Annotated in this window: 28 protein-coding genes and 5 tRNA genes; 22 read left to right on the forward strand and 11 right to left on the reverse strand. The window is 68.4% G+C overall.

Features of this window, described 5'->3' with window-relative positions:
• Window positions 1-101 precede the first annotated feature (101 nt).
• From ACFOLC_RS13685 to ACFOLC_RS13695, 3 genes are all read left to right on the forward strand, one after another.
• Window positions 102-2,318 carry a M20/M25/M40 family metallo-hydrolase gene (locus ACFOLC_RS13685; RefSeq protein WP_386759821.1) on the forward strand — a complete coding sequence of 739 codons (2,217 nt, stop codon included), beginning with the start codon at window positions 102-104 and terminating at the stop codon, window positions 2,316-2,318.
• A gap of 59 nt (window positions 2,319-2,377) precedes the next feature.
• On the forward strand, window positions 2,378-2,500 hold the full coding sequence (locus ACFOLC_RS13690; protein WP_386759822.1) for a hypothetical protein: 123 nt from the start codon (window positions 2,378-2,380) through the stop codon (window positions 2,498-2,500).
• A gap of 103 nt (window positions 2,501-2,603) precedes the next feature.
• Complete coding sequence (locus tag ACFOLC_RS13695; protein ID WP_386759823.1) at window positions 2,604-4,607, forward strand: S8 family serine peptidase; 2,004 nt, start codon at window positions 2,604-2,606, stop codon at window positions 4,605-4,607.
• Window positions 4,608-4,633: 26 nt separating this feature from the next.
• Here the strand turns inward: ACFOLC_RS13695 and ACFOLC_RS13700 are convergent, their stop codons facing one another.
• From ACFOLC_RS13700 to wrbA, 4 genes are all read right to left on the reverse strand, one after another.
• Window positions 4,634-5,005 carry a DUF488 domain-containing protein gene (locus ACFOLC_RS13700; RefSeq protein ID WP_386759824.1) on the reverse strand — a complete coding sequence of 124 codons (372 nt, stop codon included), beginning with the start codon at window positions 5,003-5,005 and terminating at the stop codon, window positions 4,634-4,636.
• Between the two features lie 4 nt (window positions 5,006-5,009).
• Entirely contained in the window at window positions 5,010-5,498 is a 489-nt protein-coding gene (locus ACFOLC_RS13705; protein WP_386759825.1) for an asparaginase domain-containing protein, read from the reverse strand.
• Between the two features lie 67 nt (window positions 5,499-5,565).
• On the reverse strand, window positions 5,566-5,901 hold the full coding sequence (locus ACFOLC_RS13710; protein ID WP_386759826.1) for a DUF2069 domain-containing protein: 336 nt from the start codon (window positions 5,899-5,901) through the stop codon (window positions 5,566-5,568).
• The gene (wrbA, locus tag ACFOLC_RS13715) at window positions 5,898-6,491 is read right to left on the reverse strand and encodes an NAD(P)H:quinone oxidoreductase (protein WP_386759827.1); all 594 of its coding nucleotides are present in this window, start codon (window positions 6,489-6,491) and stop codon (window positions 5,898-5,900) included. The genes ACFOLC_RS13710 and wrbA overlap by 4 nt, the downstream gene beginning before the upstream one ends.
• 67 nt (window positions 6,492-6,558) lie before the next feature.
• On the opposite strand from wrbA, the gene ACFOLC_RS13720 reads away from it, so the two are divergent.
• From ACFOLC_RS13720 to ACFOLC_RS13730, 3 genes are read left to right on the forward strand one after another with little or no spacing between them, the layout of a single operon-like run.
• On the forward strand, window positions 6,559-7,827 hold the full coding sequence (locus tag ACFOLC_RS13720) for a YihY family inner membrane protein (protein WP_386759828.1): 1,269 nt from the start codon (window positions 6,559-6,561) through the stop codon (window positions 7,825-7,827).
• Window positions 7,828-7,831: 4 nt separating this feature from the next.
• Window positions 7,832-8,425, forward strand: a complete 594-nt coding sequence (locus ACFOLC_RS13725) for a TlpA family protein disulfide reductase (RefSeq protein ID WP_386759829.1) — start codon at window positions 7,832-7,834, stop codon at window positions 8,423-8,425.
• Between the two features lie 2 nt (window positions 8,426-8,427).
• A complete protein-coding gene (locus ACFOLC_RS13730; protein WP_386759830.1) occupies window positions 8,428-8,697 on the forward strand; it encodes an acylphosphatase in 270 nt (89 codons plus the stop codon).
• 47 nt (window positions 8,698-8,744) lie between these two features.
• On the opposite strand, the gene ppk2 is transcribed toward ACFOLC_RS13730, so the two are convergent.
• The 7 genes from ppk2 to hemA all read right to left on the reverse strand — a co-directional run bounded on the left by ppk2 (window position 8,745) and on the right by hemA (window position 15,149).
• On the reverse strand, window positions 8,745-9,521 hold the full coding sequence (gene ppk2, locus ACFOLC_RS13735; protein ID WP_386759831.1) for a polyphosphate kinase 2: 777 nt from the start codon (window positions 9,519-9,521) through the stop codon (window positions 8,745-8,747).
• Complete coding sequence (locus tag ACFOLC_RS13740; protein WP_386759832.1) at window positions 9,521-9,865, reverse strand: helix-turn-helix domain-containing protein; 345 nt, start codon at window positions 9,863-9,865, stop codon at window positions 9,521-9,523. The genes ppk2 and ACFOLC_RS13740 overlap by 1 nt, the downstream gene beginning before the upstream one ends.
• An 18-nt stretch (window positions 9,866-9,883) precedes the next feature.
• A complete protein-coding gene (gene moaB / locus ACFOLC_RS13745) occupies window positions 9,884-10,405 on the reverse strand; it encodes a molybdenum cofactor biosynthesis protein B (protein ID WP_386759833.1) in 522 nt (173 codons plus the stop codon).
• Between the two features lie 27 nt (window positions 10,406-10,432).
• Window positions 10,433-12,199, reverse strand: a complete 1,767-nt coding sequence (locus ACFOLC_RS13750) for an O-linked N-acetylglucosamine transferase, SPINDLY family protein (protein ID WP_386759834.1) — start codon at window positions 12,197-12,199, stop codon at window positions 10,433-10,435.
• Window positions 12,196-12,675: a GNAT family N-acetyltransferase gene (locus ACFOLC_RS13755; RefSeq protein ID WP_386759835.1), complete on the reverse strand. Its 480-nt coding sequence runs from the start codon at window positions 12,673-12,675 to the stop codon at window positions 12,196-12,198. The genes ACFOLC_RS13750 and ACFOLC_RS13755 overlap by 4 nt, the downstream gene beginning before the upstream one ends.
• Window positions 12,676-12,695: 20 nt before the next feature.
• A complete protein-coding gene (prfA, locus tag ACFOLC_RS13760; RefSeq protein ID WP_386759836.1) occupies window positions 12,696-13,781 on the reverse strand; it encodes a peptide chain release factor 1 in 1,086 nt (361 codons plus the stop codon).
• Window positions 13,782-13,844: 63 nt separating this feature from the next.
• Entirely contained in the window at window positions 13,845-15,149 is a 1,305-nt protein-coding gene (gene hemA, locus ACFOLC_RS13765) for a glutamyl-tRNA reductase (RefSeq protein WP_386759837.1), read from the reverse strand.
• A 118-nt stretch (window positions 15,150-15,267) separates the two neighbouring features.
• Between hemA and ACFOLC_RS13770 the strand changes: the two genes are divergently transcribed.
• The 16 genes from ACFOLC_RS13770 to rplK all read left to right on the forward strand — a co-directional run bounded on the left by ACFOLC_RS13770 (window position 15,268) and on the right by rplK (window position 25,904).
• Window positions 15,268-16,947 (forward strand): tetratricopeptide repeat protein, encoded by a 1,680-nt coding sequence (locus ACFOLC_RS13770; RefSeq protein ID WP_386759838.1) that lies wholly within the window; start codon window positions 15,268-15,270, stop codon window positions 16,945-16,947.
• Window positions 16,944-17,570 carry a lipoprotein insertase outer membrane protein LolB gene (gene lolB / locus ACFOLC_RS13775; RefSeq protein WP_386759839.1) on the forward strand — a complete coding sequence of 209 codons (627 nt, stop codon included), beginning with the start codon at window positions 16,944-16,946 and terminating at the stop codon, window positions 17,568-17,570. Before ACFOLC_RS13770 ends, lolB begins: the two co-directional genes overlap by 4 nt.
• On the forward strand, window positions 17,567-18,442 hold the full coding sequence (gene ispE / locus ACFOLC_RS13780) for a 4-(cytidine 5'-diphospho)-2-C-methyl-D-erythritol kinase (protein WP_386759840.1): 876 nt from the start codon (window positions 17,567-17,569) through the stop codon (window positions 18,440-18,442). Before lolB ends, ispE begins: the two co-directional genes overlap by 4 nt.
• A gap of 47 nt (window positions 18,443-18,489) precedes the next feature.
• Window positions 18,490-18,566: transfer RNA gene (locus ACFOLC_RS13785), tRNA-Gln, on the forward strand.
• Between the two features lie 83 nt (window positions 18,567-18,649).
• Window positions 18,650-19,609 (forward strand): ribose-phosphate diphosphokinase, encoded by a 960-nt coding sequence (locus ACFOLC_RS13790; protein WP_386759841.1) that lies wholly within the window; start codon window positions 18,650-18,652, stop codon window positions 19,607-19,609.
• 118 nt (window positions 19,610-19,727) lie between these two features.
• On the forward strand, window positions 19,728-20,384 hold the full coding sequence (locus ACFOLC_RS13795) for a 50S ribosomal protein L25/general stress protein Ctc (RefSeq protein WP_386759842.1): 657 nt from the start codon (window positions 19,728-19,730) through the stop codon (window positions 20,382-20,384).
• Window positions 20,385-20,453: 69 nt separating this feature from the next.
• Window positions 20,454-21,035, forward strand: a complete 582-nt coding sequence (gene pth, locus ACFOLC_RS13800; protein WP_386759843.1) for an aminoacyl-tRNA hydrolase — start codon at window positions 20,454-20,456, stop codon at window positions 21,033-21,035.
• An 85-nt stretch (window positions 21,036-21,120) separates the two neighbouring features.
• Window positions 21,121-22,212: a redox-regulated ATPase YchF gene (gene ychF / locus ACFOLC_RS13805; protein WP_386759844.1), complete on the forward strand. Its 1,092-nt coding sequence runs from the start codon at window positions 21,121-21,123 to the stop codon at window positions 22,210-22,212.
• Between the two features lie 128 nt (window positions 22,213-22,340).
• Window positions 22,341-22,426, forward strand: a tRNA-Tyr gene (locus ACFOLC_RS13810).
• 58 nt (window positions 22,427-22,484) lie between these two features.
• Window positions 22,485-22,558 (forward strand) — tRNA-Gly (locus tag ACFOLC_RS13815).
• Between the two features lie 37 nt (window positions 22,559-22,595).
• A tRNA-Thr gene (locus ACFOLC_RS13820) sits at window positions 22,596-22,671 on the forward strand.
• A gap of 90 nt (window positions 22,672-22,761) precedes the next feature.
• Window positions 22,762-23,952, forward strand: a complete 1,191-nt coding sequence (tuf, locus tag ACFOLC_RS13825) for an elongation factor Tu (RefSeq protein ID WP_386759845.1) — start codon at window positions 22,762-22,764, stop codon at window positions 23,950-23,952.
• Between the two features lie 192 nt (window positions 23,953-24,144).
• Window positions 24,145-24,220 (forward strand) — tRNA-Trp (locus ACFOLC_RS13830).
• Between the two features lie 85 nt (window positions 24,221-24,305).
• Complete coding sequence (gene secE / locus ACFOLC_RS13835) at window positions 24,306-24,683, forward strand: preprotein translocase subunit SecE (RefSeq protein WP_386759846.1); 378 nt, start codon at window positions 24,306-24,308, stop codon at window positions 24,681-24,683.
• A 13-nt stretch (window positions 24,684-24,696) separates the two neighbouring features.
• Complete coding sequence (gene nusG / locus ACFOLC_RS13840; protein WP_386759847.1) at window positions 24,697-25,284, forward strand: transcription termination/antitermination protein NusG; 588 nt, start codon at window positions 24,697-24,699, stop codon at window positions 25,282-25,284.
• 191 nt (window positions 25,285-25,475) lie between these two features.
• Window positions 25,476-25,904, forward strand: a complete 429-nt coding sequence (gene rplK / locus ACFOLC_RS13845; protein WP_386759848.1) for a 50S ribosomal protein L11 — start codon at window positions 25,476-25,478, stop codon at window positions 25,902-25,904.
• Window positions 25,905-25,907: the final 3 nt, after the last annotated feature.

Below are 25,907 nucleotides of genomic sequence, written 5' to 3' on the forward strand. Positions count from 1 at the left end.
CCGCCCGAGCAGGTCGCAGCCCACGCGCATCACTTCCATCCAGCCGGGTCGTACGCCCGGCCATTCACTGGCGACTGCGTCGTCGGTGCAGGAGCATTGCGATGAAATCCAGATGTTCGATCCTGATGGCGCTGGCCGCCGCCATGACCCTGGGCACCTGCCCGGTGCGGGCGGCAACGCCCGGGGACGATCGGCAGGTGTCTGCCGAGCACGACCCGATGGCGCCGGTCTACATCGTCACCTCGCACGACACCTATCTCGGCGTGCAGGGCCTGGTCCGCAACGGGGTCGCCCGCCGCGACAGCCTCGGCACCCCACTGGTGGTATCCGAGCTGCCTGCCCACCGGCTGGCCGAGATCAACCGCTACGTGCACCAGCGCGAGTTGCGCTGCGGTGGTTACTTCGCCTTTGCCAGCCGCGCGCAGGCCGATGCGTTCGTACGCAGCGACCGCGCGGCGCAGGCGTTGGCCCGCCCGTTGCTGGTCAGCTACACCATCGACAACCAGGCCACGGTCAACCCGTGGTTGCCGCAGGTGCAGGAAAGCCGCATCTACGACGCCATCAATCACCTGTCCAGCTACCGCAACCGTTATTACGCCAGCACCACCGGCAAGAGCTCGGCCGAGTGGATCCGCGACAGCTGGCAGGCACTGGCCGCCGGTCGCAGTGACGCCAGCACCGAATTGTTCACTGCCTGCAGCAACTGCTCGACGCAGCCGTCGGTGATCCTGACGGTGCAGGGCACCGAACTGGCCGACGAGATCGTCGTGCTCGGCGCGCACCTGGATTCGATCAACAGCAACGGCGGCGGCAGCACGACCCAGCTGGCCCCGGGTGCGGACGACGACGCATCCGGCATCGCCACGCTCACCGAAGTGATCCGCGTCGCCATGGCCAGCGGTTGGCGGCCCAGGCGCACGGTCAAGTTCATGGGTTATGCCGCCGAGGAAGTCGGCTTGCGCGGCTCCAATGCCATCGCCCAGTCATTCCGCAGTGGCAACCGCAATGTCGTCGGCGTGCTGCAACTGGACATGACCAACTACAAGTCCGGCGCGGTCGAGGACATGCAGTTGGTCAGCGACTACTCCAACGCCGACCTGAAGACCTTCCTGACCCAGCTGTTCGACACCTACCTGGCACCGCTCGGCCTGAGTCGCGGTACCTACACCTGTGGCTACGGCTGCTCCGACCACGCGTCCTGGACCAGTGCCGGCTATCCCTCGGCGATGATGTTCGAGGCCGGCGACAGCGGCGGCTATTTCCCGCACATCCACACCGCCAACGACACCCTTGCCAACATGGGCGAGTCGGCCGAGCACAGCGTCAAGTTCGCCAAGCTCGGCCTCGCGTTCCTCGGCGAGCTGGCCAAGACCACGGGCGGTACGCCGGGCAACACGGCGCCGGTGGCGAATTTCAGCGTCACCCGCAATGGCCTGACCGCGAATTTCACCGATGCCTCGACCGACAGCGACGGCACCATCGCTTCGCGCTCGTGGAACTTCGGCGACGGCACGGCCGCTTCGACCGCCACCCACCCGAGCCACACCTACGCCGCAGCCGGCACCTACACCGTGGTATTGACGGTAACCGACAACGGCGGCGCGAGCCACACCGCCAGCCAGGCCGTCACCGTCACGGCGGCGCCGGGCGACAACGTGCTGAGCAACGGCGTGCCGAAGACCGGCATTGCCGGCGCGGCGGGCAGTGAGCAGTTCTGGATGCTGCCGATACCGACCGATGGCGCGATCAGCAACCTGAAGTTCGTCACCAACGGCGGCTCCGGCGATGTCGACCTGTACGTGAAGTACGGCGCGCCCCCGACGACGACCAGCTACGACTGCAAGTCCGAAGGCAGCAGCAACGCCGAGACCTGCAACATGGCGAGCGCGCAGGCCGGGACCTACTACGTGATGCTGCGCGGCTACTCGGCGTTTTCGGGCGTGAGCCTGACCGGAAGCTTCACCGCCGGCGACGGCATCCGCACCTACAGCAACACCGCCGACTACACGATCAACGACAACGCCACGATCGACAGTCCGATCATCGTGTCCGGTCGCAGCGGCAACGTCCAGACCCCTGCGTCGATCGCCGTCGCGATCGTGCACACCTACAGCGGTGACCTGAAGGTCGACCTGGTGGCGCCGGATGGAACGCTCTACAACCTCCACAACCGCACCGGCGGCAGCACCGACAACATCAACAAGACGGTCACGTTGAACTTGTCGAGCGAGGCCCTCAACGGCACCTGGAAGCTGCGTGCCAACGACAACGCCGCGCAGGACACCGGTCGCATCGACAGTTGGAGCATCACGTTCTGAGGTCACTCCAGCAAGCGGCATCGACGCCTGCGCAGGCGTCGTTATCGATACGGGTGGGCATGAACCGCTCGCCCGTGATCGATCGAAGCGGTTACGGCTTCGGTGCCTGGGCAGACATTCCGGCAATCAACGCCGGGGCAGGCATCGGCTATCGCGGCCGTTCGTTGCGGCGGCATCCGTAACCATCGTGAGGCTGGCGCAGCCCGGGCGGTCGTGAGGCCGGCGGGCCGTGTCCAGCCATCCCGCCGCACCAAGCGGCTCTTTCGCACATTTCGGGGTATCAAGATGTCTCAGTCAAAATCGCGTCGCATGCGCGTGCATGCACTGGCCGCCGCCACCGCGGTGGTTCTGTCGTCTTCCCTGCTGCCGGCTTCCGCGGCCGGGCGCGTGGACTTCAGTGGCCTGGCGTCCGCGCAGACGCACGATCGCTTCATCGTCAAGTACCGTGAAGGCAGCGCCGAGCGCGCGAGCGCCACGACCTTGAAACGTTCGCTCGACAGCGCCGCCACGCACAGTGGCGCGGGGAGGGCACTGGGCCTGCAGCACCTGCGCCGCCTGGCGGTCGGGGCCGAAGTGGTACGCAGCGATCGCAAGCTCGATCGCGCCGAAGCCGAGTCGCTGATGCGGCAGCTGGCCGCCGACCCCAACGTCGAGTACGTCGAGGTCGACCGCCTGTTGCAGGCCGTGCTCACGCCCAACGACCCCCAGTACCCGCAGCAATGGGGCTACCAGGATTCCGACGCGGGCATCCGCGCCAACGAGGCCTGGGACACCGCCACCGGTACCGGCGTGGTCGTGGCTGTGCTCGATACCGGCATCACCAGCCACAGTGACCTCAACGGCAACGTGATCGCCGGCTACGACTTCGTCAGCGACGCCACCGCGGCCCGCGACGGCAACGGCCGCGATGCCAATCCCGCTGACCAGGGTGACTGGTACAGCGCCGGTGAGTGCGGGCAGGCCGTCGGGTCGAACTCCAGCTGGCACGGCACCCACGTCGCCGGCACCGTCGCCGCCCTGACCAACAACGGCGTTGGTGTCGCCGGCACCGCGTTCAATGCCAAGGTGCAACCGGTGCGCGTGCTGGCCAAGTGCGGCGGCAGCATCTCCGACATCGCCGATGCGATCACCTGGGCGTCCGGCGGCACGGTCAGTGGCATCCCCGTCAATGCCAACCCGGCCGAAGTGATCAACCTCAGCCTCGGCGGCGGCGGCTCGTGCAGCGCGACCATGCAAACCGCGATCAACGGCGCGGTCGGCCGCGGCACCACCCTGGTGATCGCGGCCGGCAACAGCAACGCCAACACCTCGGGATTCACGCCCGCCAACTGCAACAACGTCATCGCGGTGGCCTCGATCACCAGCACCGGCCAGCGTTCGAGCTTCTCCAACTACGGTGCGCTGATCGACATTGCCGCGCCGGGCTCGAGCATCACCTCCACGCTCAATGCCGGCACCACCACGCCGGGCGCTGAAAGCTACGCCAGCTACAACGGCACTTCGATGGCGACCCCGCACGTCGCCGGCGTGGTTGCGCTGTTGCAGTCGGTGGCGGCAACGCCGAAGACGCCGGCGCAGGTCGAGTCGCTGATCAAGGCCAACTTCCGGCCGTTCCCGGTCACGCCCTCGCAGACGATCGGTCCGGGCATCCTCGACGCCAAGCGCGTGGTCGATGCGGCCGGCGGTGGCGGCAACGTGTCGCCGACGGCGAACTTCAGTTTCACCACCAGCGGCCTGACCGCCACCTTCACCGACAGCTCCAGCGACAGCGATGGCACCATCGCCTCGCGCAGCTGGAACTTCGGCGACGGCACCACTTCGACCGCGACCAATCCCAGCAAGACCTACGCGGCGTCCGGCACCTACACGGTCACGCTCACGGTCACCGACAACGGTGGTGCGACGAACACCAAGACCAACTCGGTCACGGTGAGTGATGGCAGCGGCCCGCAGACCTACAGCAACAGCGCCGACTTCCCGGTCAACGACAACGCCACGGTCGACAGCCCGATCACGGTGTCGGGACGGACCGGCAATGCGCCGACCAACGCATCGATCTCGGTCAACATCGTCCACACCTACCGCGGCGATCTGCGCGTCGACCTGGTGGCGCCGGATGGCACGCTCTACAACCTGCACAACCGCACCGGTGGCAGTGCTGACAACCTGATCCAGACCTACACGCGCAATCTGTCGACCGAAGCGCTCAACGGCAGCTGGAAGCTGCGCGTCAACGACAACGCCAACCTCGACACCGGCTATATCAACAGCTGGAGCGTCACCTTCTGAGGCGCGGCGGCGAACGCGTCGCCCTTTCAGCCCCGGCCGTGTGCCGGGGCTTTCTTTTGCTTGAGGATCTCGGCCAGGGCACGCGCATTGTTGTGCTCGGTATCGTGCGCCGCGTAGAGCAGGGTCAGCGTCTGCGCGCGCGCCAGCCTGCGCAACTCGGCCAGCGCCGGGTTGCCGGCCAGTTCTTCGGCATAGGCGCTGCGGAACGCGTCCCAGTGCTCGGGGTGGGCATGGAATTGCTTGCGCAGCGCATTGCTGGGGGCGATCTCCTTCATCCAGCGGTCGATGTGCGCGTTCGCCTTGCTCAGGCCGCGTGGCCACAGGCGGTCGACCAGGAGACGCAGGCCGTCGTCGGCCGCGGCGGCGTCGTAAACGCGCTTGAGCCGCGGCGCTGGCATGGCCTCAGCCCGTCGCCTCGAAACGGTTGGCGGCAACGTTCTTGCGGACCTTGGCCGGGTCCCAGATGCGGCCGTTCATGGCGATGTAGACGCCCGGCGGCAGGGTCTGCACCGCGCCGACCGCGCAGCCGACATTGAACTCGGCATCGGAGCCGCGGAACCGCGCCGGGCTCAGCGCGCCGGTCAACACGATGGTCTTGTCGGTCAGGCTGGACAGCACCTTGGCGGTCTCGACCATGGTGTCGGTACCGTGGGTGACCAGCACGTGCCGGGCCGGCTGCGCGGCGATCGCGGCGCGGATCAGCTCGCGGTCATCGGCGCTGATGTGCAGCGAGTCCTTGCGGATGATCGGGATGACGTTGAACTGGAAGGTGACGCCGAGCTCGCGCAGGATGCCACCGATCTGCGGCTCGCCGATCTGGTAATCCGACTTGTCGTCGAAGTAGATCTTGTCGATCGTGCCGCCGGTGGTGACGATGCAGAGCTGGTCCATCGTGATAGTCGCGTGCTGGGGAATCGCCGCGATTATAGCGGTGTGGGCAGGCGGGCCCTGACCCGCCTTACGGCGTGCGCTTCCTGGCGAAACGCGCGCGCAGCCCCGGCAGGCTGGCGGCAAACACGATCACGATCGCCAGCACCAGCTCGGCGACGGCGTAGCCGCGCTCGCCCGGGCGTGAGTAGGCGACCATGATGCCGTGACTGAACCACGCCAGCGCCAACACGCCGGCCCAGAACGCGGCCCGGCGCGAGCCTCGCAGGGCGCCCGCGGCCAGTGCCAGCGGCGGCAGCGCGAACACCAGCAGTTCGGCCAGCGGCGACGGCTGCTGCCCGAACCAGGCGATGAACACGCCGGTCAGCGCCAGCAGCGCCGCTACCAGCACCTGACGCGCGCTCATGCCGCCACCTTGGCGACCAGCGCGGCGAGGCGGCGGCCGAGCGCACGCGCCAGCTGCGCTTCCTCGTCGCTGGGCTGCGGGTCGTCGTCGCTGCCGGCAACGTGGCTGGCGCCGTACGGCGTGCCGCCGCTGCGCGTGCTGCTCAACGCCGGCTCGGTGTAGGGAATGCCCAGCAGCACGCAGCCGTGGTGCAGCAGCGGCACCATCATCGTCAGCAGGGTCGATTCCTGGCCGCCGTGCATGCTCGCGGTCGAGGTGAACACCGCCGCCGGCTTGCCGACCAGCGTGCCGCTGGCCCATTCGGCCACCAGCCCGTCGAGCCAGTGCTTGACCGGCGCGGCCATGTTGCCGAAGCGCGTGGGGCTGCCGAGCGCGAGGCCGGCGCATTCGACCAGGTCGCGCGCCTCGACGTACGGCGCGCCGTCCTCGGGCACCGGCGGCGCCGCGGTCTGCGTCACGGCCGCCACCGGCGGCACGGTGCGGATGCGCGCGCTGACCCCCTCGACCTCGCCGATGCCGCGCGCGATCTGCCGCGCCAGCCGCGCCACCGAACCGCCGCGGCTGTAGTAGAGCACCAGTATTTCGGTCATCGCGTTCTCCTCGTGCGCACAGGATAGGCGATGCCGCGGCCACCGCGCATCGGTTACCCTCGCGACGATGGAACCCTTGGACTCCTTGAACCGCTGGAGCGACCGCATGCGCGACCGTGCGCGTGCCGGCACGTTCTTCCGTTTCCTGGCGCGGCGCTTCCTCGACGACAACCTGTTCCAGGCCGCCGGCGCGCTGTCGTACACCACCGTGTTCGCGCTGGTGCCGCTGTCGATGGTGGTGTTCGGGGTACTGTCGGCGTTCCCGGTGTTCAGCCAGTGGAGCGACCAGCTCAGCAACTACATCTTCTCCAACTTCGTGCCGAGCGCGGCGCGTTCGGTCGAGGCGTACCTCAAGCAGTTCTCCGCCAATGCCGGCCAGCTCACCACCGCCGGCGTGGTCGCGCTGGTGGTGTCACTGCTGATCACTCTCAACGGCGTCGAGGCCACCTTCAACCGGATCTGGCGGGTCAAGTCGGCGCGGCCGCGGCTGGGGCGCTTCCTGGTGTACTGGACGGTGCTGACCCTGGGCGCGCTGATGGCCGCGGCGAGCCTGGCGCTGTCGGCGCGGTTCTTCGCCATGTCGGTGTTCGAGACCGAGGCCGGCCACCTCCTGCAGGGCCTGATGCTGCGGCTGGCGCCGATGCTGATCGAGCTGTTTGCCTTCGCTGCGATCTACCGGGTGGTGCCGCACCGCACGATCCACTGGCGCCACGCCATTGCCGGCGCGTTGCTGGCGACTTTGCTGTTCGAGACGGTGAAGTGGGGCATCGGCATCTACCTGGGCAGCTTCGGCTCGTACTCGAAGATCTACGGTGCGCTGGCGGTGGTGCCGATCCTGCTGCTGTGGATCTACCTGAGCTGGATTGCGGTGCTGCTCGGCGCGTCGCTGGCCTCGTCGATCTCGGCGTTCCGCTACCAGCCGGTCGGCATGCGCCTGCCGTTGGGTTACGAGATGTACGGCCTGCTGCGCCTGCTGGCGCGTTTCAACGAGACCCGTCGCGAAGGCCGCGGCCTGCACAGCGATGACATCCAGCAGCTCGAACCGATGCTGACCGACTCGCTGGTGCAGCAGATGCTGGCGCAGCTGTGCGAGATCAACGTGGTACGCCGCGCCGAGAGCGGCGAGTGGCTGCTCGCGCGCGACCTCGACGAGTTGTCGCTGGCCGAGCTGTACGAGGCCTGCCAGCTGCGCATCCCGATCGCCGAGACGCACCTGCCGTGCCGCGACGACTCGCTGGGGCAGTCCGCGGTCGCCGCGCTCGACGAATTGCGCCTGCCCCTGCGCGAACTATTGAAGCGCCGCGTATCCACCATCCACGCCGCCGACGAGGACTGACCGAATGCTTTCCCGCCGTACCTCTCCCTTCCTCGCCTTGGCGCTGATCACGCTGTCGCTGGGCGCCTGCAACAAGCCCGCCGAGGTGCCGCCGCCCGCTCCCGTCGCACCCGCTGCGACCACGCCGGCCGCGCCGTCGCCGTCCGAAGTGAAGCCCAACGCGGCCGCGCCGCAAGCCGCACCCGAGCTGAATGTCGCGACCTTGGACGGCGGCCAGTACGACCTGGCCGCGCATCGCGGCAAATGGGTGGTGGTCAATTTCTGGGCGACCTGGTGCAAACCCTGCCTGAAGGAGATGCCGGAGCTGTCGGCGCTGGACGCGATGCGCGACCACGTCGAAGTGCTGGGCCTGGCCTACGAGGAAATCGACACGGCCGCCATGCAGGCCTTCCTCAAGAAGCACCCGGTGGTCTACCCGATCGCGATCGTCGATACCTACGACCCGCCCAAGGCGTTCGACACGCCGCGCGGGCTGCCGATGACGTACCTGATCGGGCCCGACGGCAGCATCGTCGACCGTTTTCTCGGGCCGGTCACCGCGCACGACATCGAGGCGGCGATCGCCAGGGCCGGCGGTCCCAAGGCGACAGGCGCGTAGCCATGAGCGCCGCGCGTTTCATCGTCAGCGGCAAGGTGCAGGGCGTGTGGTTCCGCGCCGCCACCCAGGAGCAGGCGCGCGCGCTGGGCCTCAGCGGTTATGCGCGCAACCTGGCCGACGGCCGCGTCGAGGTGCTGGCAGCCGGCGACGCGCTGGCGCTCGACACGCTCACGGCGTGGTTGCGGCAGGGGCCGCCGCTGGCGCAGGTCGAGGACCTGGAGCGGCTGCCGGCACGCGACGATGAGGCGGGCGACGCGTTCTTGATCGGCTAGCGTGATCGGCTAGCGGCGCGCAGGTGACCGCGGTGAAGCGACGGCGCTCAATCGCGCACCGGTTCGATGGGCTCGAGCACGCCGTAGCGCTCCTTGCGCGGCTTGCCGGGCAGCGGCGCCAGTGCGATCGGCTCGCCGGCCACGTGTGTGTCGGGCAGGCGGTCGAGCAGGTCGCGGATCAGGGTCAGGCGGCCGCGGCGCTGGTCGTTGAAATCGACCAGGGTCCAGGGCGCGTGTCCGGTGTGCGTGGCCTTGAGCATGGCTTCGCGCGCACGGGTGTAGTCGGCGTACTTCTGCCGGGCGTGCAGGTCGATCGGTGACAGCTTCCAGCGCTTGAGCGGGTCGTCGAGGCGTTCGGCGAAACGCTCTTCCTGCTTGGCCTGGTCGCAGCACAGCCAGTACTTGAACAACACGATGCCGTCGTCGACCAGCAACTGCTCGAACGTCGGCGTCTGCCGCAGGAATGCCTTGACCTGCGCGTCGCTGGCGAAGCCCATGACCTTTTCGACGCCGGCGCGGTTGTACCAGCTGCGGTCGAACAGGGCGATCTCGCCGGCCGCGGGCAGGTGCGGCACGTAGCGCTGGAAGTACCACTGCGCGGCCTCGCGCTCGGTGGGCTTGGGCAGGGCGACCACGCGGCACTGGCGTGGATTGAGGTGCTCGGCGATGGCCTGGATCGCGCCGCCCTTGCCGGCGGTGTCGCGGCCCTCGAACAGCACCACCACGCGCTGCCCGGTTTTGTGCGCCCAACGCGCCATCGCCGCCAGCTCGATCTGCAACGACAGCAGCAGGGCCTCGTACTCCTTGCGCTTGAGCTTGCCCATCACGCGCCCCGGCGGCGGGTGGGCTTGGCGCCGGCCATGCTGCGCGCGACTTCGAGCAGGGCGCCCTGCTGGCGCGTGTTGAGCGCGCGGTAGGCGGCGAGCAGATCGTGCTCGCCCTGGGTGCGGGCGGGGTCGAGCGTGCCGGCCAGTTCCGCGAGCAGGGCGCCGGCCGGCACGCCGAACGCACGGGCGAGCGCATTGAGCTGGTCCTGGCCGGGCAGCTTGTCGCCCTTCAGCCAGGCGCTGACGGTGGCCGCGCCGACGCGCGGAATCGCCGTGGCGATGTCGGCGGCACTCAGGCCGCGGGCCTTGGCGAGCATGCGCAAGGTCGTGTCGAACGGCATGGCGTCACTCCGTTTGGGCTAGCGTTCCTTCAGGCGCGGGCGCAGCGTGGCGAGGTTGCAGGGCTTGGTGCGGGCATCGAGCTGGGCCTGGATGATCTTCTCCCAGGCGGTGCGGCAGGCCGAGGTCGAGCCGGGCAGGGCGAACACGAAGGTGCCGTTGGCCAGCCCCGCGAACGCACGCGACTGCAAGGTCGAGGTGCCGATCTCGTCGAAGCTGATCGCGCGGAACAGCTCGCCGAAGCCGGGCATCTCCTTGTCGAGCAGTGGCAGCAACGCCTCGGGTGTGGAGTCGCGGCCGGTGAAGCCGGTGCCGCCGGTGACCAGGATGCCGTCGACGGCGTCGTCGGCGATCCATTGCGACACCGTCGCGCGCAACTGGTAGCGATCGTCGCGCAGCAGCTGGCGCTCGGCGAGGCGATGGCCGGACGCGGTCAACGCCTGCACCAGGTAATCGCCGGAGCTGTCTTCGGCCAGGCTGCGCGAGTCCGACACGGTCAGCACGCACAGGTTCAACGGGATGAGGTCGCGTTCGGCAGTCATGGCGCGCAGCCTAACGCATCGTGCGGCTCAGTCGTCGCCGAGCGGGGCCGGTGGCAGTCCTTGCCGCTGGCGTTGCGCCATGCGCGTGACGATGGCGGCAAAGTCGGCAGCGAAGCCGCTCATGTCGAACAGGCCACTGTCGCGGCGCTGCTGCGCGAGCTGCGCACGCAAGACCGCCAGCGCCTGCGGGTCGCGGCCGAGTTCGACCGCGCGGGCGATGAAGGCCGCATCGCTGTCGACGTTCATTGTCGGCAGGCCGAGGTGGTGGTTGAGGCTGCCGGCGACCCGCGCGGCGAAGGTGGTGCCGGGCCGGGTCAGCACCGGGCAACCGGCCCATAGGGCATCGGAGGCGGTGGTGTGGGCGTTGTAGGGCTCGGTGTCGAGGAACAGGTCGGCGTGCTGCAGTCGCGCCAGATAGTCCGCATGCGGCTGCTTGCGCATGAACACCAGCCGCTGCGGATCGACGCCCTGTGCCTGCGCGAACGCGTGCAGGCGTGCATCGGCGTGGCCGGGGCCGGACAGCAGCCACAGCACGCTGCCCGGCACCTCGCGCAGCACCGCCAGCGCGCGGCCGATGCTGCGTGGGTTGAGCTTGTAGCTGTTGTTGAAGCAGGCGTAGACGACGCCGGTCGCGGGCAGGCCGCACTCGCTGCGCGACGGCGGCACAGCCGCAGCGCGCGTCGTGTCGGACGGTTGGAAGCAACGCGACAACCAGGCCACGGCCTCGCTGAAATCCGCCGCCAGCGCCGGCGGCAGGGTGTAGCGGTCGGCCAGCACGTAGTCGATCCACGGCGCCCCCGACGTGCCCGGGTAGGCCAGCCAGTTGACCTGCACCGGCGCCGGCCGCATCGCCAGCGCTTCCGGCGCGCCACCGCCGCCCCAGCCGCGCAGGTCGAACAGCACTTCGATGCCGGCGTCGCGGATCGCGGCAGCGACCTGCGCATGCGGCCGCATCGACACGTCGTGCAGCGCGTGCGCGGCGGCGTGCAGCCGCTGGCGGATCGGACTGCCGTCGTCGCGGTTGAGCGCGAACAGGTGCAGCTCGATGCCGGCCTGCGCCCGCAACGCTTCGAACATCGCCACCGTCAACAATCCGGTCGGGTGCGCGCCGAAGCCGTTGGAGAGAAAGCCGATGCGCACGGCGTCCGGATTCGCGGCGGCATGGGGCGGCGGTGGCAATGGATGCACCGACTGCGCGATCGCGTGGGCGCGCAGTCGTGCGCAGCGCAACTGCTCGGCCGCGCTGGCGTCCTCGTTGAGAAACGCGAACGGCTCGACTGACGCGCTTCCGGCACTGACTGCCGCGCGCACCTGCTGTGCCAAGGCATCGAGATCGCGCCAGTCGCACAGCTTGCGGCGCCAGGCCAGCAGGTAGGCCGCGATCTGTGGCTCGTCCGGCGCCAGCGCGTGCGCGCGGGCGTAGGCCTCAGACGCGGCCTCGGCTTCGCCGACGTCCTCCAGCGCGTGACCGAGCCAGACCGCGATGCCAGGGTGGTTCGGTGCGTTGGCGGTGGCGGCGCGCAGGCTGGCGACCGCCTCGGCGCGTTGCCCCTGCATCCATTGCGCGCGGCCGAGCCGGGCCAGAGCTTCCGGATGACCGGGGCGCAGTGTCAGCGCGCGTTGCGCCGCGACCTCGCCGGCGTGGGCGTCGCCGGCATCGAGTTCGTGCTCGGCCAGCACGATCCAGGCATACGCATCGCCCGGATTGCGCTCCAGCACGCGCCGCAGTTCGAGGCGCGGGTCGTTGCCGTGCCGATCGTCGAGGCGCGGATTGTCGGGGCGTGGATCACTCACGTCGCGGCGGGCGCGGTCAGCGCGAGGTGGTAGCGCAGCGTGCCGTCGTAGAGCTGCCAGCCGGTGCGCTCGTACAGCGCCTGCGCCTCGCGGTTGTCGCCGGTGGTTTCCAGTTCGAGCCGGATCGCGCCGCCGTCGCGCGCGAAGTCGGTCGCGGCCTGCAGCAGCGCCTGCGCCACGCCTCGACGGCGTGCGGCGGCAGCCACGTACAGGTCGTTGAGCACCCACACCCGCGCGGCGCGGACCGAGGAGAACATCGGATAGAGCTGGGTGAAGCCGGCGGGGGCACCGTCGAGCGTCGCCAGCAGCACGATCGACTCATTGCGATGCAGCCGTTGGCCCAGGAACTCGCGCGCCAGCGCTTCGTCGCTGCGCTGCTGGTAGAACTGGCGGTAGCCGTCGAACAGCGGCACCAGTGCGTCGAGGTCGTCGGGCCCGGCACGGCGGACGGCCGGGGCGGTGGCGAGGGTACGCATGCTGCCTCCTGCGATGGGTGTCACGCCGATGCGGTGAGCCGGGCGAGTTCGTCGGCCTGGTGCTCGTGCTGCAGGCGACCGATCAGCGCGTCCAGGTCGCCTTCGATGACGTTGGGCAGATCGTAGAGGGTCAGGCCCTCGACGCGATGGTCGGTAATGCGGCCCTGCGGGAAGTTGTAGGTGCGGATGCGCTGGCTGCGGTCGCCGCTGCCGACCTGCAGCTTGCGCGTTTCCGCCTGGGCGGCGGCGGCCTTGACAGCCTGGGCCTCGGCCAGCATCGCGTTCAGCCGCTTCATCGCCTTGTCGCGGTTGGCGTGCTGGCTGCGCTCGGTCTGGTTTTCCACCACGATCCCGCTGGGCACGTGGGTGATGCGGATCGCCGACTCGGTTTTGTTGACGTGCTGGCCGCCGGCGCCGCTGGAGCGGAACGTGTCGATCCGCAGGTCGGCCGGGTTGATCTCGATGGGCTCGCCCTCGGCCTCGACCGGGATGATCGCCACCGTCGCCGCCGAGGTGTGGATGCGGCCCTGCGATTCGGTCGCGGGCACGCGCTGCACGCGGTGGGTGCCGGATTCGAACTTGAGGCGCGAGTAGGCGCCGCGGCCTTCGATGCGGGCGATGATTTCCTTGTAGCCGCCGTGCTCGCCGGCGCTGGCCGATTCGATCTCGACCTTCCAGCCCTGGCGCTCGGCGTAGCGCGCGTACATGCGGAACAGGTCGCCGGCGAAGATCGCCGCCTCGTCGCCGCCGGTGCCGGCGCGCACTTCCAGGTACAGATCGCCGTCGTCGCGCGCGTCCTTGGGGATCAGGTGGGCGAGCAGTTCGGCATCGAGCTGCTGCAGGCGCGCACTGGCCGCGGCGATCTCTTCCTCGGCCAGCTCGCGCAGCTCGGCGTCGCCGCGCATCGCCTCGGCCGTGGCCAGGTCGTGCTGGGCCTGGGCCTCGGCGGCGAGGGCGTTGGCGACTGGCTCCAACTGCGCAAACTCGCGCGAGTGCTTGCGGAAACGCTCGGCATCGCCGATCACGCCGGGATCGGAGAGCAGGCGTTCGAGTTCCTCGCGCCGTTCGGCCAGGGCTTCGAGTTTGCGGCGCAGGGTTGGAGTCATGAAGCCGGGAATCGACAATCGGGAATGGGGAATCGGAGCTGCGGCAACCGGCAAGCGACCGCGCTAGCCATTGTCGGCAGATTCTGGCGGCTGTTGTTCGATTCCCGATTCCCGATTGTCGATTCCCGTTTCCGGGAACAGCTTGTCGGCGGCGCGGGCCAGGTCGGCGTTGCCGGTCAGCGCGGCCTCGCGCAGGGCCACGGTCGGTGCGTGCAGCAGGCGGTTGGTGAGGGTGTGGGCGAGGAAGTTGAGCACTTCCTCCGGCTCGGCGCCGGCGGCGAGCTGCTGACGGGCCTTGCCCAGCGCCTCCTCCTTGGCTTGCTCGCCGTGCGCGCGCAGGCGCTTGAGCGGGGCGGTGCGGGTGCTTGCCGCCAGGGTCTCGGTGAAGCGCGCGACCTGCAGCTCGACGATGGCTTCGGCCTCGGTGGCGGCCTCGCGGCGGCTGCGACGGTTGTCCTCGATGGCGCGCTCCAGATCGTCGACGGTGTACAGGAACACGTCGCGCAGCTCGGCCACATCGCTTGCGATGTCGCGCGGCACCGCCAGGTCGAGCAGCAGCATCGGCCGGTGCCTGCGCGTGGCCAGCGCGGCGGCGGCTTGCGGCTTGTGCAGGATCGGCTCGCGGCTGGCGGTGGCGGAGATCACCACGTCGGCTTCGCCCAGGTGCTTGTCGAGCTCGCTCAGCGGCAGGGCAACGCCGCCGTGGCGGCTGGCCAGCTCCTGGGCGTGGGCGAGGGTGCGGTTGGCGATCAGCAGGCGCTTCGCTTTGGCTTGCACCAGGTGGCGCGCGGCCAACTCGATGGTTTCGCCGGCGCCGATCAGCAGCACGGTCGAGTCGTCGAGGCGGGCAAACGACTCCTGCGCCAGCCGCACCGCCGCCGAGGCCACCGAGACCGGGTTGGCGCCGATGCGGGTGTCGGTGCGGGCGCGCTTGGCGGTGGTGAAGGCATGCTGGAACAGGCGGTCGAGCTGGCTGCCGAGGCTGCCGGCGCCGCGCGCGGTCGCCCAGGCATCCTTGACCTGGCCGAGGATCTGCGGCTCACCGAGCACCAGCGAATCCAGGCCGGTGGCGACACGGAACAGATGGCGCACGGCGTCGGCATCGCGGTGGCGGTACAGGTAGGCGTGCAGGTCGCCGACCTCGTCCGGGTGCGTGGCCAGCCAGTCGGCCAGCGCCTGGCCGTCGTCGTCGGCGACGGCATAGAGCTCGGTGCGGTTGCAGGTCGACAGCAGCGCCACCTCGCTGACCTGCGGCAACGCGCGCAGTGCATCGAGCGCGGCCGGCACGGTGTCGGCCGAGAACGCGACGCGCTCGCGCAGGCTGACCGGCGCGGTCTGGTGGTTGATGCCTAGTACGAACAAACTCATTACGTCGAACTCACTGCGCCGGACTCTTCCGTTCAGGTGCTTGCGATAAGCTGCTGGCTTCCGATGGGTGGCCATTCTACCGGCCCCGTCTCTTCCCGGTTCCCTGCAGGCTGGATCGATGCCCGTTGCCTCGCGCACGCTGTGTTTCATTCTCGCCGCCGTGCTCGTGTCCAGCGGACCGCTGCCGGCAGCCGAACGCAAGACCACCCCCGCCGATCCGACCAGTGCCTCGCTCGAGTCGCTGCTGGTCGGAGAGTTCGCACTGCAGTCCGGCCGCCTCGACGAGGCCGCCCAGGCTTACCTGGGCGCCGCCCGCGCCGCCGATGACATCGCCCTGGCCGAACGCGCCACCCGCATCGCGCTGCTGGCCAAGGACGACAAGCGTGCCGCGCAGGCGCTGGCGCTGTGGCGCGAGCAGGGCGGGGAAGGCCTCAACCTGGCCGCGGCGCAGGCAGTACTGGCCACGCGCCGCGGTGACGAGCGCAGTGCCCGCAAGTACCTCACCCAGTTGCTGAAAGCGCCCGGCGACAGCGGCTGGCGTCAGGCACTGGGCGTGCTCGGTGCCGGCGCGCGCGATCCCCAGCAGGCCGCACGCCTGCTGGAGCGGCTGGTCGACGACGGCACCATCCCCAACAAGCTGCAGGCCTGGCTCGCGTTCGGTGGCCTGGCCCAGGGGCTGGAGCAGCCGCAGCTGGTCGAGCGCATCGTCGCCGAGGTGGTCAAGCGCTTCCCCGGCGAAGCCCGTGTCGGCCTGCTACGCGCCAACCAGCTGCGCGAGGCCGGCAAGCCCGACGAGGCCCGCCGGGTGCTCGAGTCGGTGGCGGCCGGGGCCGGCAGCGATGCGCCGCTGCGCCGTGCCATCGCCGACGAGTACCACGGCCTGGGCGACTACCACGCCGCCGAGGCCGTGATCGCGCAGGGCCCGCAGGACGACCAGAGCTACGCCCTGCGCGCCGCATTGCTGGCACAGGCCGAGGACAAGCCGACCCTGACCCGGCTCTACGACGAGCTGCGCGGCAACGCCAGCCAACCTGACCCGCAGCGCCGCCTGCTGCTGGGCCAGCTCGCCGAGTTCCTTGAGCGCAACGAGGAAGCGCTGGACTGGTACCGCGGCGTGCCCGGTGGCCCCCAGCGCCTGCAGGCGCGGCTGCGCGGCGCCAACGTGCTGCACGAGCTGGGCCGGTCCGACGAGGCCTACCGGTCGCTGCGCGATCTCCAGTCCGACGCCGCGGTCGAGGACGACGCGCGCCGTGACGCCTACCTGCTCGAGGCCGCGCTGCGCCAGAAGGACAAGGACGACGCCGGCGAACTCGACGCCTACGCGCGCGGCCTGGCTGCGTTTCCCGACGATTCGGAACTGCTCTACGCCCGTGCCCTGGGCTGGGAGCGCCGCGACAACGTCCCGCGCGCCGAGGCCGACCTGCGCAAGATCCTGGTCGCCGAACCCGACAATGTCGCCGCGCTCAACGCGCTCGGCTACACCCTGGCCGATCGCACCACCCGCTACCGGGAAGCGCTGCAGCTGATCGAGCGTGCCCGCACCGCCGAGCCCGACAACGCCGCCATCATCGACAGCTACGGCTGGGTGCTGTACCGGCTCGGCCGCAAGGAGGAGGCGCTGGTCGAGCTGCGCCGCGCCCTGACCCTGCAGAAGGACGCCGAGATCGCCTCGCACCTGGCCGAGGTGCTGTGGGAGCTTGGCCGCAAGGACGAGGCGCGCAAGTACTTCGAGCAGGCGCGCAAGATCGACCCGGACAACCGCTCGCTCAAGCGCGCGCTGGAAAAGACCGGGGCATGAGCCGGCGCGCCCTCACGACCGCGGCCCTGACCGTGTTGCTGGCGGCGTGCGCCGCGCAGACGCCGCGACCGACCCTGCCGCAGCAGCAGGTCGCGGCCGCCGAAACCCGGCAGATCGCGCGCGAGGCGGGCCTGCGTGCGCAGCAGGCCTGGTCGCTGCAGGGGCGCATTGCGGTGTCGAACGGCAGCAAGGGTGGCAGCGGCCGGATCGAATGGGCGCAGGCCGGCGCCCATTACGAAGTCGCGCTGAGCGCGCCGGTGACCCGGCAGAGCTGGCGCTTGTCCGGGGACGATTCCAGCGCGTTGCTGGAGGGCCTCGAAGGCGGCCCGCGCCAGGGGCTGGACGCCGGCGCGCTGTTGCGCGAGACGACCGGTTGGGAAATTCCGGTGGTCGCCCTGGCCGAGTGGGTGCGCGGCGCCCGCGCCGCCGGCCTGGGGCCGGCGCAGGTGCGCTACGGCGCCGACGGCCGCCCGGCACGGATCGAGCAGGGCGGCTGGGGCATCGATTACCGCTGGCCCGAATCGACCGCGACCGATGCCTTGCCGGAGCGGCTCGATGCCCGCCGCGGCGAGGCGCGGGTGCGCCTGATCGTCGACGAGTGGTCGGTCGGCGGCCGCGAATGAATCCGGTCACCGAGCCGACCGACTGGTCGCTGTGGCCGGCACCGGCCAAGCTGAACCTGTTTCTGCGCATCACTGGTCGTCGCGATGACGGCTATCACCTGCTGCAGACCGTGTTCCGCCTGCTCGACTGGGGCGATTCAATCCGGCTGCGGGTCCGCGAAGACGGCCTGGTGCGCCGCCACGGGGTGTCGGTGGCGGGTGTGGCCGAGGCCGATGACCTGACTGTGCGGGCGGCCAATCTGCTGCAAACGGAGACGAAAGCACTGCTTGGTGCGGATATCGTCATCGAAAAGCGCATTCCGTCCGGGGGCGGTTTCGGCGGCGGCTCGTCCGATGCGGCGACCGTGCTGGTTGCCCTGGATGCGCTCTGGGGCACCGGGCTGGGGGTCGAGCGGCTGGCCGGTCTGGCCTTGCAGCTGGGCGCCGACGTGCCGGTGTTCGTGCGCGGTGACAACGCCTGGGCCGAAGGTGTCGGCGAGCGACTTGCGCCGGTCAGCTTGCCGCCGGCCTGGTACGTGCTGGCCGACCCCGGCGTGCATGCGCCGACCGCGAGCCTGTTCCGTGCTCCCGAATTGACGCGCGATGCCCCGCCCGCGACAATGTCGGACTTCGTTTCGGGTGTGCCGCTCGGGAATGCGTTCGAGCCGGTTCTGCGCGCGCGCGAGCCGGCCGTCGAGGCCGCGTTTGCTGCGCTGGCGCGGGTCGGTTCACCGCGACTGACCGGCTCCGGCAGCGGCTGTTTCGTCGAGTTCGCCACACGCGAAGCCGCCGAGGCCGCGCTGGCGAGGCTGCCATCGGGTCTTCGGGCCTGGCTGGCGCCGGGAGCGGCGCGGTCACCGTTGCGTGACGCGCTCGAAGCGAGTGGCCTTTAGGGCCCGTTCCAGCGAGCGGGTTCGAGGTCAACCAAACCAAAATCCGCAGGGGCGTCGCCAAGAGGCCCAAGGCACCAGGTTTTGATCCTGGCATTCGTAGGTTCGAATCCTACCGCCCCTGCCACTTAATCACGCGGACTGATCCGGTGCGTGCCGGGTCGGACAGGACGTCACCCCGCCCCGGTCAGAGCGCAGCGGAGTAAGACAGTGCAAAACGATCGTAATCTGCTGGTGTTCAGCGGCAATGCCAACCGCCCGCTCGCCGAGGCCGTGTGCAAGGAGCTCGGCATCCGTCCCGGCAAGGCGCTGGTGAGCCGTTTCTCCGACGGCGAGGTGCAGGTCGAGATCGAGGAGAACGTGCGTCGTCAGGAGGTCTTCGTGATCCAGCCGACCTGCGCGCCGAGCGCCGAGAACCTGGTCGAGCTGCTGGTGCTGGTGGACGCGCTCAAGCGCGCCTCGGTCAGCAACGTCACCGCGGTGGTGCCGTACTTCGGTTACGCCCGCCAGGATCGTCGCCCGCGCTCCTCGCGCGTGCCGATCACCGCCAAGGTCGCGGCCAAGATGTTCAGCGCGGTCGGCACCGACCGGGTGTTGACGGTTGACCTGCATGCCGACCAGATCCAGGGTTTCTTCGATATCCCGGTCGACAACGTGTACGCCTCGCCACTGCTGCTCGCCGACATCTGGCGCGCGCACGGCACCGACAACCTGATCGTGGTCTCGCCCGACGTCGGTGGCGTGGTGCGTGCCCGCGCGATCGCCAAGCGCCTCGATGACGCCGACCTGGCGATCATCGACAAGCGCCGCCCGCGCGCCAACGTCGCCACGGTGATGAACATCATCGGCGACGTCAGCGGCAAGACCTGCGTGCTGGTCGACGATATCGTCGACACTGCGGGCACCTTGTGCGCCGCCGCCGCCGCGCTGAAGGCGCAGGGCGCGACCAAGGTGGTCGCGTACTGCACGCACCCGGTGCTGTCGGGCGCGGCGCTGGCCAACATCGCCAAGTCGCAGCTCGACGAACTGGTGGTGACCGACACCATTCCGCTCACCGACGCGGCGCGCGAAACCGGCCGCATCCGCCAGCTCAGCGTCGCCGAGCTGCTGGCCGAGACGATCCGCCGCATCGCCTTCGGCGAGTCGGTGAGCTCGCTCTACGTCGACTGAGGCCTATGAAATCTGCGGTGCCGGCTCCGGCCGTTATCGCAACCACCGCTCACCTGGTCGCGGGTGAGCGTTCTTCCCGCCGCGAGGCGGATCAACGCAACAACAGTGAGTAACGAAAATGTCCGAACACATCATCAAGGCCACTGGCCGCAACGTCGAGGGGAAGGGTGCGAGCCGCCGCCTGCGTCGTGCAGCCAGCATCCCGGCCATCGTCTACGGCGGCGCCGCCGCTCCGCAGCCGATCCAGCTTGAGCACGAGAAGACCTGGCTGGCCAGCCAGAACGAGTGGTTCTACTCGTCGATCCTGAGCCTCGATATCGACGGCAAGGTGCAGAAGGTGCTGCTGCGTGACATGCAGCGCCATCCGTTCAAGCAGATCATCATGCACCTGGACTTCCAGCGCGTGGACGAGAACCAGGCACTCAAGGCCGCCGTGCCGCTGCACTTCATCAACGAAGACAAGTCGCCGGCCGGCAAGTCGGCCGACGTCGTGGTGATGCACGAGCTCAACGAAGTCACCGTCAGCTGCCTGCCCAAGGACCTGCCGGAGTTCATCGAGATCGACCTGGCTGCGTTGAAGGTCGGCGACATCGTCCACCTGTCGGAGCTGAAGCTGCCGAAGGGCGTGGAGATTCCCGAGCTGAAGCTGGGCAAGGAGCACGACGTCGCCGTCGTCACCGCCAAGCACGGCCGGGAAGAGGCCGAGGCTCCGGCGGAAGGCGAGTCGGCCGACGTGCCGGCGGCCAAGGTCGCCAAGAAGGACGACGAGAAGTAATCGCGTCTGCCTGTCCTGTCCGTTACCGCGGGCAGGGCGGGTCGCGTGCTGCTTCCCGATTCGACCGCGATGGCTGGCTTGCGCCTCATCGTCGGGCTGGGCAACCCCGGTCCCGAACACGCCCGGACCCGGCACAACGCCGGGTTCTGGTTTGTGGACGCCTTGGCGGACCGTCTGGGCGGCCGTTTCGGTCTCGAATCCAAGCTGTTCGGCGAAACCTGCAAGGTCGAGATCGCCGGCCAGCCGGTCTGGCTGCTCAAGCCAGCCACTTTCATGAACCTGTCCGGCAAGTCGATCGCCGCGGCCCTGCGCTACTGGAAGATCGAGCCGGAGCAGGCGCTGCTGGCGCATGACGAGCTCGATCTGCCGCCAGGCACCGCGCGGCTCAAGTTCGACGGCGGCCACGGCGGCCAGAACGGCCTGCGCGACACCATGCGCCTGCTCGGGAACGGTCAGTTTCACCGGTTGCGGATCGGCATTGGCCATCCCGGCCACAAGGACAAAGTCACGCCGTGGGTGCTGGGCCGGCCCGGCCGCGACGACGAGGCCGCGATCGCGCGCGCCATTGACGATGCGCTGGACGTGCTGCCGCTGGCGGTGACGGGCGATTTCAACGAGGCCATGAAGCAGCTGCATACGGCAAGGCCGTGATTGGTGATTGGTGACTCGTGATTGGCAAGAGCAGGCGCCTTCGAACGAGTCACCAATCACGAATCACGAATCACGGATTTAAATCATGGGCATCAAATGCGGCATCGTCGGCCTGCCGAACGTCGGCAAGTCGACCCTCTTCAACGCCCTGACCAAGGCCGGCATCGCCGCGGCCAACTTCCCCTTCTGCACGATCGAGCCCAACGTCGGAGTGGTGCCGGTGCCGGACCCGCGCCTGAATGCGCTGTCGGAGATCGTCAAGCCGCAGAAGTGCATCCCGACCGCGGTCGAGTTCGTCGACATCGCCGGTCTGGTCGCGGGCGCCGCCAGCGGCGAGGGCCTGGGCAACAAGTTCCTGGCCCACATCCGCGAGGTCGACGCGATCACCCACGTGGTGCGCTGCTTCGAGAACGATGACGTCATCCACGTCAACAACAGGATCGACCCGATCTCGGACATCGACACCATCGACACCGAGCTGGCCCTGGCCGACCTGGATTCGGTCGATCGCGCCCTGCAGCGGGCCGAGCGCTCGGCCAAGACCGGCGACAAGGACGCCAAGGCGCGCGCCGAGGTGCTCGGTCGCATCAGTGCCGGCCTCAGCGAAGGCAGGTCCGCGCGCTCGCTGGGCCTGTCCGACGACGACAAGGCGGCGGTCCGCGACCTGTTCCTGCTGACCCTGAAGCCGGTGATGTACGTGGCCAACGTGCTCGAAGACGGCTTCGAGAACAACCCGCACCTGGATGCCGTGCGCGCCCGTGCCGCCGGCGAAGGCGCCGAGGTGGTGCCGGTCTCGGCCGCCATCGAGGAGGAGCTGAGCCAGCTCGACGACGCCGACCGCGACACCTTCCTGCACGACCTGGGGCTGGACGAGCCGGGCCTGAACCGGGTCATCCGCGCCGCCTACAAGCTGCTCGGCCTGCAGACCTATTTCACCGCCGGCGTAAAAGAGGTCCGTGCCTGGACGGTGAAGGCCGGCTCGACTGCGCCGCAGGCCGCCGCCGTGATCCACACCGACTTCGAGAAGGGCTTCATCCGCGCCGAGACCATCGGCTATGACGACTTCATCAAGTACAAGGGCGAGGCCGGCGCCCGCGACGCCGGTCGCCTGCGCCTGGAAGGCAAGGAATACCGTGTCCAGGAAGGCGACGTGCTGCACTTCCGTTTCAACGTCTGATAATGCGGTCGGGTCGGGTTGGGCGGTGACGTCCGCGCCCGATCGGGCTAAATCGCCTCCGGGCGAAAAATCTCGCGTCCAATGCGTTGACAACCTTCGCAAGCAGCGCCAGAATTGCGGGCTCTTTTGGAGGGATACCCAAGCGGCCAACGGGGGCAGACTGTAAATCTGCTGGCTTACGCCTTCGGTGGTTCGAATCCACCTCCCTCCACCAGCAACAAGCTGACGGCGTTACCATCCGTCAGTGCAATACCCAAGCAGGTCAGTCCGGCGCGGGAGTAGTTCAACGGTAGAACCTCAGCCTTCCAAGCTGATGGTGCGGGTTCGATTCCCGTCTCCCGCTCCATTGAACGCCGCGACGTTATGACTTGCTGGAACAACTTGCTCACGTAGCTCAGTCGGTAGAGCACCTCCTTGGTAAGGAGGAGGTCGAAGGTTCGATTCCTTTCGTGAGCACCATATTGCGGTGCACGCAGTGCAATTTTTTCAAGCGGCCTACCCGGTCGCGAACCACCCAGTAAATCCGTCCTAAAGCGAGAAGTGACTGTCATGGCCAAGGGTAAATTCGAGCGCACCAAGCCGCACGTGAACGTGGGCACGATCGGTCACGTCGACCACGGCAAGACCACGCTGACGGCGGCACTGACGAAGGTGGGTGCCGAGCGTTTCGGCGGCGAGTTCAAGGCGTACGACGCGATCGACGCGGCGCCGGAAGAGAAGGCGCGTGGCATCACGATCTCGACGGCACACGTCGAGTACGAAAGCCCGAATCGCCACTACGCCCACGTGGACTGCCCGGGCCACGCCGACTACGTGAAGAACATGATCACGGGTGCGGCACAGATGGACGGCGCGATCCTGGTGTGCTCGGCCGCGGACGGCCCGATGCCGCAGACGCGCGAGCACATCCTGCTGTCGCGCCAGGTCGGCGTGCCGTACATCGTGGTGTTCCTGAACAAGGCCGACATGGTCGACGACGCCGAGCTGCTCGAGCTGGTCGAGATGGAAGTGCGCGAGCTGCTGAGCAAGTATGACTTCCCGGGCGACGACACCCCGATCATCCACGGCTCGGCCCGCCTGGCGCTGGAAGGCGACCAGTCCGAGATCGGCGTGCCGTCGATCATCAAGCTGGTCGAGGCGCTGGACACGTTCATTCCGGAGCCGCAGCGCGACGTCGACAAGCCGTTCCTGATGCCGGTGGAAGACGTGTTCTCGATCTCGGGCCGCGGCACCGTGGTGACCGGTCGTATCGAGCGCGGCATCATCAAGGTCGGTGACGAAATCGAGATCGTCGGTATCCGTCCGACCCAGAAGACCACGGTCACCGGCGTCGAGATGTTCCGCAAGCTGCTCGACCAGGGCCAGGCGGGCGACAACGCCGGTCTGCTGCTGCGCGGCACCAAGCGTGACGACGTGGAGCGCGGCCAGGTGCTGTGCAAGCCGGGTTCGATCACCCCGCACACCGAGTTCGAGGCCGAGGTGTACGTGCTGTCGAAGGACGAGGGTGGCCGTCACACGCCGTTCTTCAAGGGCTACCGTCCGCAGTTCTACTTCCGCACGACCGACATCACCGGCGCGGTGACGCTGCCGGAGGGCGTGGAGATGGTCATGCCGGGCGACAACATCAAGATGGTGGTGAGCCTGATCAACCCGGTGGCGATGGACGAAGGCCTGCGTTTCGCGATTCGCGAAGGCGGCCGTACCGTCGGCGCCGGCGTGGTGGCCAAGATCATCAAGTGACGAATTGCCCCGGGTGCGCACAAGCGCGCCCGGGGTTACCAGTTCGTCATCCCCGCGAAGGCGGGGTTCAGGCGGATTGGCAACTTCCCGTTGTGATGACGGTCTGAAGAGATCGCAGCACTTCGGTGACGAGCGAAGGGCGAGTCGGCGACGGCTCGCCGTCGCTGTCTCGGGAAAGTGCACAATTTAGATACGCCAGTAGCTCAATTGGCAGAGCAGCGGTCTCCAAAACCGCAGGTTGGGGGTTCGAGTCCCTCCTGGCGTGCCACACCATGCGGGTCCTCCGCAAAAGCTCGCCCTCGCGGTCGGACTTTTACACAAGAAACGCGGCTTGGCGTCGCGCGATGGATCGGATGAACAGCAAGGTCGAACAACACGGATCCTCCTCCGCCGGCGATATCGTCAAATACGCGCTGGCGCTGCTGCTGGTGGCCGCCGGCGTGTTCGCCTACATCTATTTCGAGCAGTGGGCCGGGGCGCTGCGCGCGCTGGCCTGTGCAGCGGGGCTGGTGCTTGGCGCGGTCGTGTTCCTGACTACCGCCAAGGGCGTGCAGACCCGCGAGTTCCTCTCGGAGTCGCGCTTTGAGCTGCGCAAAGTGGTCTGGCCGACCCGTCAGGAAGCGATGCGCACAACTTGGGTGGTGATGATCGCGGTGGCGGTGTTGAGCCTGATCCTGGCCGGTTTCGACGTGGTCATTCAGGCCGCTGTGAAATTCCTGTTGGGGCGCTGAGGAGATGACCGAAGTGTCGGAAAGCAATAACAAGTCGGATTCGAATAAGCGCTGGTACGTGGTGCATGCGTACTCCGGATTCGAGAAGTCGGTGGCGCAGGCGCTGCGCGATCGCATCGTCCGGAACGAAATGCAGGACCGGTTCGGCGAAGTGCTGGTGCCGACCGAAGAGGTTGTCGAGATGCGCTCCGGCCAGAAGCGCCGTTCCGAGCGCAAGTTCTTCCCGGGCTACGTGCTGGTGCAGATCGCAACCCATGACGAATCGGGCATCCCGCGCATCGACAGCGAAAGCTGGCACCTGATCAAGGAAACCCCGAAGGTGATGGGCTTCATCGGCGGCACCGCCGACCGTCCGTTGCCGATCGCCGACCATGAGGCCGACGCCATCCTGCAGCGCGTTCAGGAAGGTGTGGAAAAGCCCAAGCCGAAGGTCCTGTTCGAGCCGGGTGAGATGGTCCGCGTCATCGACGGCCCGTTCAACGACTTCAACGGCGTGGTCGAGGAAATCAACTACGAGAAGAGCCGCCTGCGCGTGGCGGTGCTGATCTTTGGCCGCTCGACCCCGGTCGAGCTGGAGTTCGGCCAGGTCGAGAAGGCCTGAAACTCCGGTTTGAAATTCTGATATAGTTACTGGCTCGCTGCCCTTGAGGGCGAGCGCAAAGTCCCGGCCGCCGCATGGCGGCCGTCGGCGTGCTGCAGAACAACGCATTAACAACGTGATGTCGGGACACGTGATTTTCCCGGCGCGATGGGGAGCCTGAGGTCCAGGCGCTTGCACCCGGAGAGAAAGCAATGGCTAAGAAGGTAGTCGGTTACATCAAATTGCAGGTCAAGGCCGGTCAGGCCAATCCGTCGCCGCCGGTGGGTCCGGCCCTCGGTCAGCGCGGCCTGAACATCATGGAGTTCTGCAAGGCGTTCAACGCCGCGACCTCCAAGCTCGAGCCGGGTCTGCCGACCCCCGTCATCATCACCGCGTACTCCGACCGTACGTTCACCTTCGTCACCAAGAGCACCCCGGCCACCGTGCTGCTCAAGAAGGCGGCGGGTATCACGTCCGGTTCCAAGCGCCCGAACACCGACAAGGTGGGCAAGGTCACCCGCGCCCAGCTCGAGGCCATCGCCAAGCAGAAGGAAGCCGACCTGACGGCGGCCGACCTGGATGCGGCGGTGAAGACGATTGCAGGTTCGGCCCGCAGCATGGGTCTCGTGGTGGAGGGTTAAGAC

The organism is Lysobacter cavernae (genome assembly GCF_042648505.1).
GTDB lineage: Bacteria > Pseudomonadota > Gammaproteobacteria > Xanthomonadales > Xanthomonadaceae > Lysobacter_L > Lysobacter_L cavernae.